Origin of the sequence: Streptomyces sp. ISL-98 (assembly GCF_018614055.1) — a bacterium.
GTDB lineage: Bacteria > Actinomycetota > Actinomycetes > Streptomycetales > Streptomycetaceae > Streptomyces > Streptomyces spiramyceticus.
In genome coordinates this window covers 3,619-14,609 of sequence record NZ_JAGGPB010000066.1, presented here as the reverse complement: position 1 = coordinate 14,609, position 10,991 = coordinate 3,619, and the positions used below count along the sequence as shown (strand labels likewise).

Here is a 10,991-nt window from a genome sequence, read left to right as displayed (position 1 = left end):
TACGCCGCGACCAGCAGAGCCCGGTCCTCCAGCGGAAGGCTCCACGGCCGGCCCTTGCGGACGGCATCCGCACCCTCGCGCCGCAGCACGGTCAGCAGCTTCCCGAAACAGCGCGGGCTCAGCCCGGCGAACGGGGCTATCCAAGACGGCTCCGACGCCGTGATCACACCAGCCACACCAAGATCATCTCACCCGTGACCAGCAGTTACGGGACAGCCCTTAGCCGGCAACTCGTGCAGGCTGTGATCCCGCCTGGAATTTGAACGAGTGGCCCCTGGTCTTGCTCGACGCGAGACCCGAACCGGGGAAGTGGCTAAGCCGTGGAGGCGACCGCCCGAGTCTCGGAAGGGTTTCCCCAACTTCTGCCCGTCGCACGTAAGCACGCCGACGGGCGCAGCTAGCCGGGGCGGAGGCAGGAGGCAGGGCCGTGTTGCAGAGGCGGCGCGAGCCCGCGCTGTGCGCGGGCCTTGATCCGCATGGAGCTCGGACATCCGCTCGGTGACTTCCTTGGGCGTTAGCTGAAGTGGTCCACATGGGGCGCAGGACACCCCTGGGCGGGTGCTTTCAGGGGGTGATGCGCCACAGGGGTGCCGCGTACTGCTCTGAACGGCGGTTGAGAAGCAGGTCTCTGAGGTCCTGGCGCTGGCTGCCGTTGAGGCCGAGGGCTTCGGTGATACGGCGGAACGTCGTATGGGTGATGCCGCGGCTGCGGGCCTTGGCCTGGAACTGGTCGAGTTGGCGGAGCGTGGCTTCAGCATCGAGCTGCTGTTCGAGCTTGTTGCCGAGCCGACTGGCCTTCTTCCGCTCGTAGTCGATCTCCGAGTATCCGCAGACTTCACGGCTGTGCTGCTCGGCTGCGTCAAGGCTTTCCGTCGCGAGGACTGCGCGGGCGAGCTCGTTGCGGTTGAGCGCAGTGTCCAGGTCGGCTTCGTGAACGGTGGGTCCCTCGTCGGTGAGCGGGACCGGCAGGCCCGCGTCTCTGACTTCGCACAGGCCACGGACTCCTCGGGCCGTGGCCGCGAGCATGGCCGTGGCCTCGGACGGGTGCCATTCCAGTACCGAGCTGATCGGCGCGACGTCTCCGGCCGTGAGCGTCAGGATGGACGGACCCATGCGGTCGCGCACAACGTCAGCGGGGAGTTCGCCGTCCAAGCCCGGGCCGGCAACCAAGAGTCTTACGGGCGTGTTGACTTGGCAGCATGCTGCGAGCGTGAGTGCGTCGGCGAGCGGGCTGCGGAGTGTGGGCTCGTCGCCCCGGGCGAGGATGTCGCCGCCGACGTCCAGGAGGTCGATCGACTCGGGGGACAAGTGCTCCACGAGTTCTTCGAGCTGGCGGGTGATGCCCTCGGCCCCGTGGTGCGGGTCGATGAGTGCGAGTGTCTGACGGAGTTCTGCGGCGAGTCTGGGAAGGGTCGAGCCTGCTGGGGCTACGGGCTTCGCGTCAGGCGGTACGGCTTGGACGCTCTTGGTGAGCGGGCTGAGGCCGGTGAAGTTGGCCGGCCCTCGGGGGCCGGGTACCGGGTCGATCAAGAGGCGGTCCCACGCGTACGTGAAGATCACCGCCGGGCTGGCTTCGCGGTAGAGAGCGGCGTGGAGCATCGAGGCGGCGACTGCGTCGCCCCCTCCTCCTGCTGCCACGATCAAGCGCGTCACGCGCACCAGCGTACGGCTGCGAGGCTGGCCGTTCACCTATAGTGGCCACTGGTAATAGCCACCTACGGGATGGGGGAGGGGTTCGGTTGCCGAAGATTGAAGAGGCCCAGCCCAAGTACCTGCAGATCGCGCATTACATCCGCGATCAGATCTTGCGGGGCGACTTGCGGCCCGGTGACGAGGTCCCGTCGGAACGGCAGTTGGCAGCTGACTGGAATGTGTCACGGCCGACGGCTGCCCGCTCGCTGGAAGCGCTGAGCCATCAGGGCCTCGTCGAGAAGCGGCAGGGATCGGGCACGTACGTCCGTCGGCTGGAAGTGAATCGCCGCGCGCGCGAGCTGTACGGCCGTGCCAAGCAGACAGGCAAGATCTATACGCCTGGGGAGTACGCGGTGATTACCTCCGCGGGCTGGCTGGAGGCTCCCGACTACGTTGCTGAAGCGCTGAGTTTGGCACCTGGGACCCGTGCCGTTCACCGCCGACGAGTGACCAAGGATGAGTCTGGGCCCATCGCTCTCTCCACATCCTGGTTCGGTGCCGATGTGGCGGAGCATGCGCCGAAGCTCCTTGACCCGGACCGGATCCGGGAAGGCACGCTCATGTACATCGAGGGCATGACTGGCCGTCAGGGCAGTTATGCCGAGGACCGGATGTGTGCCCGGCTGGCGACCGAAGAAGAGTTGGCAGACCTGGAGTTGGTGTCCGGTTCAGCGGTGCTGATCGTCCATCACGCCGTCTACGACTTGCGGGATCGGCCGCTTGAGTTCGCCGAGGCGACTTATCCGCCTGGCCGTTGGGCGTTCGAGCACGGTTACCCGATCGGCTAGACAGTTGCGTCTCTCTCCGTGAATCGCTTGCCACACTGAGTGGCCAATGCCACCATCCAGTAAGTGGCTAAGGCCACTCAGGGGCGGGCGTGGAGTTACGGAACGTCGCGCCCGTACCACGTCCAAGTGGCGCCGTCCGGACTGTGACGGCACCGGTAGGGAGAGGTGACGCGTATGAGCGATGCCGCTGGGGGCCGGTGGACGGCGGGCGACCAACCCGTTTCGATCGGAAGCATGACCCTGTATCCAGTACCCGAGTCTGTATCGCGGGCTCGACGCTGGTTCCGGAAGTTCATGGACCCGTACGAGCTGAACTGCTCGATGGACGAGTGCCTGGTGATGATCTCCGAACTGGTTACGAACGCCATTCTCTACGGCGAAGCGGAGGAGCCCTGGCGCGTTCGGGTGGACTGGTGGCGCGTGGGGGAGTCGCTGCGAGTCGATGTGCACAACCCTGGCTTTCCGGCCCAGGTGCGGATGCGGTGTGCCGCTGCCGATGAAGCGCACGGCAGAGGGCTGTGCCTGGTCAACGCTCTTGCCGATTCATGGAGTGCAGGCCCGAGCCGGTTCGGGGGAACGATGGTCTCGTTCCTGGTGGATGGTGCCTGGAAGCCCTGAGCAGGGTTGTTCTTCCGGTCCATGGACGGAGGCTCGGCTACTTGGCCAGGTGATTTGGTCCGGTGCTCCACCTACGGGCGGATGGCGCAAGGCTCGAACCGTCGTCGTTTGAAGATGGCCTTCGCCGACTACCCGACGGTCGCCCAAATATTCGCCGGCGTCGCTCATGCACGTGCGACGCCTACGGAGTCGGCGACCAGCTCATGGCCGAGGCGGAGGTCATGAAGCCCGCCTATCTGCCCAGCGTGGCAGCACGGGCCTGGCTTTGGGCCCTGAGATGCCGGACATCGCCGAGACGCTCCGTACTGCTGGCCTCCCTGCGGACATGGCCGAGGCCGCGGTCAGAGTCATGTCTCGCTGGAGGACGATAAGGATCAGTACGACCTGGCAATCGCAGATGCCCTGGGCCACCTGCGGAGCCAGGGCGTCTGAGCAGTGATCAGCGTCGTCGGGGCCGAGACCTCAGCCGCGATCAGTCACGGTGGACCCTCCCACGACATGTCCAACGAAGGCCGCAGTGAGGGGCGCGGCTGCCACCGAAGCTTTGTGCGAGCCCCTCTACGTGCTGGGAAACCGCCACCGCGTAGGGGCCCGCATCTCGGAGTCCCAGCCGAAGGCCAGCCGGGGCCGGACCCGGAACGCAGGCCCGGCGGCGCCGGAGCCGTCGGCGACGCCGTCATTGGTCGCAGCGATGTCCCAGTCGTACTTGGGGTTGTACGCGGCGACGAACCGTGCCAGTGCCCGCACTCCCGAGACCGCCTCCGCCGTGCCTTCCACGATCACCGGCCGGTCACCGTCGTCCGGATGCACGGTGATCTCCGGATTACGGGGCAGGCTGAGCCGGGCGACGGACCCCGTGCTGAACCAGAACCCGTCCTCCAGCCAGACCCCCCAGACGGGACGCGTGTGCGGCCGGCCGTCGGGGCGCGTCGTGGCGATCCAGTACGTGCGGGCCGCGACCAGCCGCTCGACCGCCCACGTCCAGGGCAGCAACTCCCCCGGCTGCATCTGCACACCGAACATGACCGGCGCCTCGGCCACGGGAACAGGCAAAGCTTCCACGTGGCCAACCGTACGCCGGAGGGGTCGGTCCTCGACCACGCCGACCCGTGCTGCCTGGCACGTGGAGGCACCAGGGCCGGTGCCTGGTGCCCCTGAGGTCGGTCGGCTGTTTGGCTCAGCGCGCCGTCTTCGACCACTTCTCGTCCGCTGCGCCGTTGCAGGTCCACTGGATCAGCTGGGATCCCTTGGTCGCGTTGGAGCCGAGGCCGAGGCACTTGCCGGAGTAGACGTTGCGCAGTTCGCGCGTGCCGGGGTCGTACCACCACTTCTGGTCGACCGCGCCGTTGCACGTGTACTGGATCATGCCTGCGCCGTTGGCGAGGCTCGACGCGGGGCCCATGCACTTGCCCGAGTACGCGTTCTGCAGGAAGTAGGCGCGTTTGCCGTTGGAGTCGGTGGCGTCCTTGAACACCCAGCGTTCGTCCTGGGCGTTGGTGCATCCCCACTGGATGACCTTCGAACCGTTGGTGGTCTTGTTGCCCGCACCGGCGCAGAGCGCGCTGTAGTCGTAGCTGAGGTAGACGGCGCTGGGGTTGGTCGTCGGAGAGGCCGACGAGTGCGGGGCCGCGCCGCCACCATCACTGCTCGGCGTCTTCGTGGGGCCCGTCTCGCTGTTCTTGGTGTCGTCGCCCTTGCTGTCGTTGTCCTTGCCGTCGTCGTCCTCGCCCGGCCGCTGGGAGGGCGCCCCGGACGGCTTCCCGTGGGAGCTCGCGGACGACGAGGCGCTCGGGGAGTTCATGCCGGTGATCGCGTTGCCCCCGGGGAGCTGACCCCGAGCGGCGCCGCCTGCACCTCGTCACTCGTACCGTCGTGGTCGCCTATCAAGGCGTACGTGACACCGCCTCCGGCGAGCACAACGGCGGCGGCCGCCGCTGCGACGACGGTACGGCTGCGGCGCCGCGCACGGCCGGCCGCGGAGCGGCGGTTGCCGCGAGCGCGGCCCGCGACGGGTGTGCCGGAATGCGGAACAGTGTGCGGCTGGCCGGGCGGCGCATAGCCGGTGTGCGGAGGCTGCGGGGAAGCCTGGTGGAGAGCCGGCGCGGCACCGAACCCGGGCGGCGGCGTCGGGACAATGGCCTCCGTCGGCGTAGGGATGAGGGCCGACGGCGCGAGGTTCACCGTGCTGCCCGCGGCCACCTGCTCCAGCATCTCGCGCGCCTGGTCGGCGGTGGGCCGGTTCTCCGGCTCCTTCGCCATCAGCGCCTGCAGCACCGGCGTGAGCGGTCCCGCCCGCCGGGGCTCCGGCAGCGGCTCGGTGACGATCGCCGCCAACGTGGACCACGCGGACGTGCGGCGGAACGGCGAAGTGCCCTCCACCGCGGCGTACAGCGTCATGCCGAGCGACCAGATGTCCGACGCGGGATCCGGCTCCCTGCCCTGCGCGCGCTCCGGCGGCAGATAGTCGAGGGAGCCGACGATCTGACCGCTCTGGGTCAGCTTGGCCATGGCGTCGTCGTCGGAGGCTTCCATGCTGGCGATGCCGAAATCGGTGAGCACGACCCGGCCACCGCGCTCCAGCAGCACGTTTCCGGGCTTGACGTCCCGGTGCAGTACACCGGCCCGGTGCGCGGCGTCGAGCGCGTCCATCAACTTGGCGCCGATCGCCGCGGCCTCGCGCGGGTCCAGCGTGCCGCGTTCCGTCAGCACATCGTCGAGCGAGGGCCCGTCGACAAGTTCCATGACGATGACCGGCAGGCCCTCCTCCTCGGTCACGTCGTGCACGGTGACCACGCCGCTGTGCCGTATTCGGGCGGCGGCCTGTGCCTCCCGCTGCATCCGGGTTCGCAGATCGGCCAGTTCGGTCGCGGAGGCGTCGGTGTAGGCCCGCAGGATCTTGACGGCGACCTCTCGGTTGAGCAGTTCGTCCACCGCCCGGGCGACCACGCCCATACCGCCGCGCCCGACCGTCGCGGTCACCCGGTAACGCCCCCCGAGTACCTTCCCGATCAGCTCGCCGCCGTTCGCTTCCCCCGCCGTCACCGCAGTCCCCGTTCCTGTAACTGTTCGTCAATTCACAATCTGGAGGGCACAAGCGTAGAGGTAGGAGAACTGGGGAAAGCCCGGCGGCCGGGGCACGCGGCCCGCCCGGACGGACTGACATCCTCCCGGTCGCGCTGATGGCCGCATGTGTTTCAGGGCGACTTCACCGCGACGAGCAGGGCGTACCCGAGAGCGCCGTCGGTGACGGCGGCACGGGCCGCCTCGAAGACGGCCGGGGCGGCTTCGAGGTCGACGCCGGTGGCGGTGAGCCTCTCCGGGGCTGTCATGCGCAGCAGGTTCAGCCTCGCCTCGATCTGGTCGATCATGCGCAGCATTGCGTGGTTGTGGTCCTCGGTGGTGAGCGTGCGCAGTCCGGCGCCCGAGGTCGGACGGGTGGGGGCGGGGACCGGGGCGCTTGAAGGCTCAGCACCCCGGGGACAGTCCTGAACATCCCCGGGGTGCCTTCGACTCGTAGAACGTGTCGCTGGTGTCGGCGGCCTGCAGGTGCGTGAGGCCGCAGTGGTCAGCTCTTGCCGAGCAGCTTGTTCATGCGGGTGATCTCGGCACTCTGCGAGTCGATGATGTTGCCGGCCATGTCCTTGGCGGGCTTGTACGCCCCGTCGGACTGCTCGGTCTCGGCCATCTCGATCGCGCCTTCATGGTGCTTGATCATCATTTCCATGAACGCGGTGTCGAACGCCTTGCCGGAGGACGTCTCCAGCTTGTCCATTTCGTCGTTCGTCATCATCCCGGACATGGAGTGCCCGGCGTGCTCTGCGCTCTCGTCCTCCTTAGGGACCTCCTCGCCCCAGGAGGTGAGCCACCCGGACAGGGTCTTGATCTCCGGGGCCTGCGCCTTCTTGATCTCTCCGGCCAGCTTCTTGACCTCGGCGGACCGGGCCCGGCTCTCGGCCAGTGCGGCCATCTCTACGGCCTGCCGGTGGTGGGGGATCATGCCCTTCGCGAAGGTGACGTCGGCAGCATTGTGCTCACCCTGCTCGGCAGTGGGCGACGCGGTCGGAGAGGAGGCATTGTGGCCACTGTGGCCGGCCGAGCTGTCGTTGTTTCCGCCGCAGGCGGCGAGTACGAGGGCGGCGGTGGCCGCGGCTGCCGCGGCGGCGGCGCGACGGATCAGGGAACGGTGTGCGGTCATGGTGGTGCGACTCCTGTGTGTGCGCTGAATCAGGCATGGCTCTCAGCGGCGGCTCCGGCCAAGGGGCCGGGGCACACCGGGGCTGCCCTATATGCGCAGGAGTTGGAGTTCGCTCAATGAGGGCGGGGCACGTCCGCCCAGCGTCGCCGCGGGACCTGCGCCGGGCACGTCGGCCGCAGGGCAGGTGACCACTCCGACCGGAGACAGGTCAGGCAGTGCGGGCGCCCCACTCGTGCCACTGGCCGCGCAAGTGGCGTCGGCGTGCTCTGCGTGTCCGCCGGTACTGCCGCCGTCGTGATCGACGTGGACGCAGTCGTCACAGCCCGTCGCGTCGGCGTGCGACGCGGCCGCCGCCGCGACGGCGTGGCGTGCTTCCGGCATGGCGTGGGTCGGCACTGGGACGGCAGGCCCCAGGCCGTGCATGGCCACCACGCCCACCAGAACGGCCAGCACAAGCAGCACGTACGCCCGCGCCCCACCGGGCCGGGCCGTGCGCAACGCCTGCTGACTCATGCCCGCATCCTACGCAGGGGCTACGCCGCCTCCACGACGGCGGGATGCCCGCGGCCGTGGCCCGCTTCGGCGCAGAGCAGTAACCGGCGTCAGCCCGCCACGCTACGGCGCCACGCCGTGAACCGGGCGTACCAGTCGAGTACGTCGGTCAGGTGCCTGTGGGGGTTGGCGCACAGGGAGCGGATCTTGGCCGCGGGATCGATGAGCGGCACGGAGGGGAGGTCGTCATCGTCCTCGGCGTCGTCTGCGTCGAGCAGGTCGCGTTCGGTGTCGGTCAGGTGCTCGCGGGCGATGGTCACGAGCGGGTAGCCGCCCGCCACAGGTGGCTCGTCGGGTTCGTCCGGGACGCATCGCCATGAGGCGCCGCAGTGGCGGACCTGGACTTCGCCCAGGTACCAGGTTGCTACCGACATGAGGACGGTGTCGCGTGCCTGGTCGGCTTCCTCCCAGGTCGTGAACCGGCTGCGGATCAGCTTTTCGAGCCGGCCCAGCGATTCGGGGCTGAAGTCCCAGCCGCCTCCGTGGTCGGCGGCCCACTGGGGGAAGGCAGCCTGCTGGGTGGCCAACCATGCGTTCAGGCGGGGGTTGTCCGCCCATGCGGGCGTGTCGATGTCATCCATCGAATCACCCTAAAAGCAGGTGCTCACAGGGCCGTGACGCTCCTGTGAGCGAAGCGAGTTGATCCGGCAACGCGCGGCCGATACCACGCTGCGTCGCCCCAACAGGTCGTTACGGTAAGGCAGTTGCGGCGCCACACGTGTCACGGGGGCCCCTGGCGCCGCATGCCTTCTGTACTCAGGGCTCCCGATGGAGAACCCGTGACCAATCGAATACCGCTGCGCCCGCGGCGTATGTGGACGCGCGCCGTGCTCGCGCTGTCCTGCGCCGGGGTGCTGACCTTCACCGGCCTGCCCGGGATCGACGGCCTGTCCGGCACCGCGTACGCGGCGAAGGGCAAGCGCTGTGACGACACGTTCAAGCTGACCGGTCGGCCGGGCTCGAACTTCCCGTGGGACCAGAACATCCATGTCCGCGACCCCAGGTACTGGGACTCGTACAACTTCGATGCCCCGCGTCAGTCCATGGACGGCCTGACCCTCAAGGGCACTTCCAGGAGCAGCGCGCGTTCCTGGAAGACCTCGACGACGACTACAAGACGTACCCCAAGAACAGCCCCGACCGGGTCTACGCGCAGTACCGGGACTACCTGGCACGCAACGACTGGAAGGACACCCGCTACGGCGGCTTTGAGAAGTGGCTCAAGGACGCCTGGATCCTTCCGAACAACAACAACCGCAAGGGTTGGTTCTTCGAGCGGAAGGTCGTCAAGGACATGGGGCTCCTGGGCCCCGACTGGCTGTGCCAGGAAGAAGTTCAGGTCCGGGACAAGAACGGCAAGCCGGTTCTGGACAAGGACGGCAAGCCGGTGGTCCGCAAGTTCGACGCGGTGAACTACAAGACCAACCAGTTCATGGAGTTCAAGGCCGGGCCCACGAGGGACACCAAGCAGGACTTCGCCAACAAGACGTTCCTGGAGGACCTCAAGCGCAGCAACGCCCGCATCACCTACGTCAACGGCGAGTCCAAGGACAGGGCCACCAGCCGCTACCTGGGCGAGCTCGCCAAGTCGGCAGGGATGGACAACACGGGACGTCCCCGGGTGACCGCCTATGAGCACCGCTCCAACAGCAACCCGGACTACACGCGCGGGAAGTATTCCAAGCCCGACCCCAACCTCTCCCCGGGCGGCAACAACCGGGCCTCCGGCGGCGCCTCCCGCGTCATCGACGGCTCCGCGGCCACCCCGAGGGACATGAAGGAGCGGATGGACCGTATCCGCGCCAACGACCCCATGGGCAACCGCGGCCGGGGCGCCGGCGGTGTGAACTTCTCCACCCTCGAACTCTCCTACGTCGGCACGCCCGTCAAGGGCAAGGGCCTGCCGTACGCCTTCTCCGCGAGGAAGGTGGACGAGGAAGAGGGTCTGGGCTACGGCGGGAAGGCGAAGTCCCAGCTCATCTCCGACTCCTTCCTGACCTGGCTCGCCCTGACTCCGGACAAGTTCTGGGTCAACCTCAACCCGGACGAGCCCGACCGGATCATGGACAAGAAGTTCGGCACCACCGACGCAGGCCGCGTACTGCTCGAAGCCGACCTGGAGATGAAGCACGACTACGCCAAGCTCATGGACCCGCGCAAGCAGCCCGGCAAGCGTTACTGGGACGCCATGACCGCCCGGGGCATCCCCTGCGGCACGGTCGTGCGCAACTGGATCGTCCCCGAACCGGCGAAGGTCCGTGAGGAGGACGGCGGCCTCTACATCCTCGATGCCCCGCTGAAGGTCAAGTCCGTAGCCTCCAGCGTCGACACCCCCAGCCCCAACGGGGACTGCGAACTCACCGACGCCCAGCGCAAGACCTCACAGCGCCTGGTCAACCGGCACATCATCCCCGAGGTGGAGAAGAAGGTGAACACCGGCGCCGCCTACGCCGACCTGCGCCGCGCCTACACCGCCCGGGTCGCCGCCGAGTGGATCCGCACCCAGGACCGGAAGACGGCCACCGACTACCGGCCCGTGATCAACAGCAACAACGTCACCAAGTGGCCGCTGCGCGGCGCCAACAAGGACTGGAAGCCCAAGCAGACCTTCGACGCCTACGTGAAGTCCTTCACCGAAGGCGACTACTCCTACCCCTGCGAGGTCGACGGACAGAACAAGACCTGCGTCATGGGCGGCGTCGACTTCTCCAAGGCTCCCAAGCGCAACACCACCAAGATCGAGTTCACCGCCCGGCACCGCCACCTGCCGCGCACCGCGAAGTTCGCCGCCGACTCCATGGCCGACGACGCCGAGAGGGAGAATCTTCTGCTCCTGGGAGGCGGCGCCGACACCCGAACCGGCGGCGGAGGGGACGACGACGGGCCCATGCCCACGCCGACACCGAGCCCGACCGACAACCCGTCGACCCCGGGGCCGGACCCCACCAACACCAGCAACCCGGGCGGGACGAAGCCGGACGCCAACCGGCCCGACCCGGACGGCGACCTGGCCGACACCGGTTCCGACACACCGGTCGGCCTGATCACGGGCCTCGCCGCCGTCCTCCTCGCCGCGGGCGGCACCGCCGTGTGGTGGATGCGCCGACGCAGGGCACTCCAGGACTGAGTCACCCGCACATGCGACA

11 protein-coding genes and 1 pseudogene are annotated in these 10,991 nt (G+C 68.2%); 3 read left to right on the top strand and 9 right to left on the bottom strand.

Annotated elements, in window-relative coordinates:
- Together J7I98_RS34410 and J7I98_RS34405 are read right to left on the bottom strand one after the other, a co-directional pair.
- Positions 1-176, bottom strand: a pseudogene (locus J7I98_RS34410) (IS5/IS1182 family transposase); the annotation flags it as partial.
- A 388-nt stretch (positions 177-564) separates the two neighbouring features.
- Positions 565-1,653 carry a DUF1152 domain-containing protein gene (locus J7I98_RS34405; RefSeq protein ID WP_214928981.1) on the bottom strand — a complete coding sequence of 363 codons (1,089 nt, stop codon included), beginning with the start codon at positions 1,651-1,653 and terminating at the stop codon, positions 565-567.
- Between the two features lie 86 nt (positions 1,654-1,739).
- Here J7I98_RS34405 and J7I98_RS34400 point away from each other — a divergent pair, with 86 nt between their 5' ends.
- Together J7I98_RS34400 and J7I98_RS34395 are read left to right on the top strand one after the other, a co-directional pair.
- A complete protein-coding gene (locus J7I98_RS34400) occupies positions 1,740-2,480 on the top strand; it encodes a GntR family transcriptional regulator (RefSeq protein ID WP_214928980.1) in 741 nt (246 codons plus the stop codon).
- 174 nt (positions 2,481-2,654) lie between these two features.
- A complete protein-coding gene (locus tag J7I98_RS34395; RefSeq protein WP_214928979.1) occupies positions 2,655-3,098 on the top strand; it encodes an ATP-binding protein in 444 nt (147 codons plus the stop codon).
- A 558-nt stretch (positions 3,099-3,656) separates the two neighbouring features.
- Here J7I98_RS34395 and J7I98_RS34390 read toward each other — a convergent pair.
- The 7 genes from J7I98_RS34390 to J7I98_RS34360 form a co-directional block, all read right to left on the bottom strand.
- On the bottom strand, positions 3,657-4,160 hold the full coding sequence (locus tag J7I98_RS34390; RefSeq protein WP_214928978.1) for a pyridoxamine 5'-phosphate oxidase family protein: 504 nt from the start codon (positions 4,158-4,160) through the stop codon (positions 3,657-3,659).
- A gap of 115 nt (positions 4,161-4,275) precedes the next feature.
- Positions 4,276-4,899, bottom strand: coding sequence for an RICIN domain-containing protein (locus J7I98_RS34385; protein WP_214928977.1), 624 nt, complete (start codon positions 4,897-4,899; stop codon positions 4,276-4,278).
- Entirely contained in the window at positions 4,896-6,140 is a 1,245-nt protein-coding gene (locus J7I98_RS34380) for a serine/threonine-protein kinase (protein WP_214928976.1), read from the bottom strand. The genes J7I98_RS34385 and J7I98_RS34380 overlap by 4 nt, the downstream gene beginning before the upstream one ends.
- Positions 6,141-6,292: 152 nt before the next feature.
- Positions 6,293-6,475: a hypothetical protein gene (locus J7I98_RS34375; RefSeq protein WP_251021614.1), complete on the bottom strand. Its 183-nt coding sequence runs from the start codon at positions 6,473-6,475 to the stop codon at positions 6,293-6,295.
- Positions 6,476-6,663: 188 nt separating this feature from the next.
- Positions 6,664-7,293, bottom strand: coding sequence for a DUF305 domain-containing protein (locus tag J7I98_RS34370; protein ID WP_214928975.1), 630 nt, complete (start codon positions 7,291-7,293; stop codon positions 6,664-6,666).
- Between the two features lie 87 nt (positions 7,294-7,380).
- Entirely contained in the window at positions 7,381-7,806 is a 426-nt protein-coding gene (locus J7I98_RS34365; RefSeq protein ID WP_214928974.1) for a DUF6153 family protein, read from the bottom strand.
- An 89-nt stretch (positions 7,807-7,895) separates the two neighbouring features.
- A complete protein-coding gene (locus J7I98_RS34360; RefSeq protein ID WP_214928973.1) occupies positions 7,896-8,426 on the bottom strand; it encodes a hypothetical protein in 531 nt (176 codons plus the stop codon).
- Positions 8,427-8,815: 389 nt separating this feature from the next.
- Here J7I98_RS34360 and J7I98_RS42730 point away from each other — a divergent pair, with 389 nt between their 5' ends.
- The gene (locus J7I98_RS42730; protein ID WP_214928972.1) at positions 8,816-10,972 is read left to right on the top strand and encodes an LAETG motif-containing sortase-dependent surface protein; all 2,157 of its coding nucleotides are present in this window, start codon (positions 8,816-8,818) and stop codon (positions 10,970-10,972) included.
- The last annotated feature ends 19 nt before the right edge of the window (positions 10,973-10,991 follow it).

What these genes read in the sequence shown, in the direction of transcription:
- J7I98_RS34395 (WP_214928979.1), top strand. Translation starts at nt 2,655, where the DNA reads ATGAGCGATGCCGCTGGGGGCCGGTGGACGGCGGGCGACCAACCCGTT.
- J7I98_RS34385 (WP_214928977.1), bottom strand. Translation starts at nt 4,899, where the DNA reads ATGAACTCCCCGAGCGCCTCGTCGTCCGCGAGCTCCCACGGGAAGCCG.
- J7I98_RS34375 (WP_251021614.1), bottom strand. Translation starts at nt 6,475, where the DNA reads ATGCTGCGCATGATCGACCAGATCGAGGCGAGGCTGAACCTGCTGCGC.
- J7I98_RS34370 (WP_214928975.1), bottom strand. Translation starts at nt 7,293, where the DNA reads ATGACCGCACACCGTTCCCTGATCCGTCGCGCCGCCGCCGCGGCAGCC.
- J7I98_RS34365 (WP_214928974.1), bottom strand. Translation starts at nt 7,806, where the DNA reads ATGAGTCAGCAGGCGTTGCGCACGGCCCGGCCCGGTGGGGCGCGGGCG.
- J7I98_RS34360 (WP_214928973.1), bottom strand. Translation starts at nt 8,426, where the DNA reads ATGGATGACATCGACACGCCCGCATGGGCGGACAACCCCCGCCTGAAC.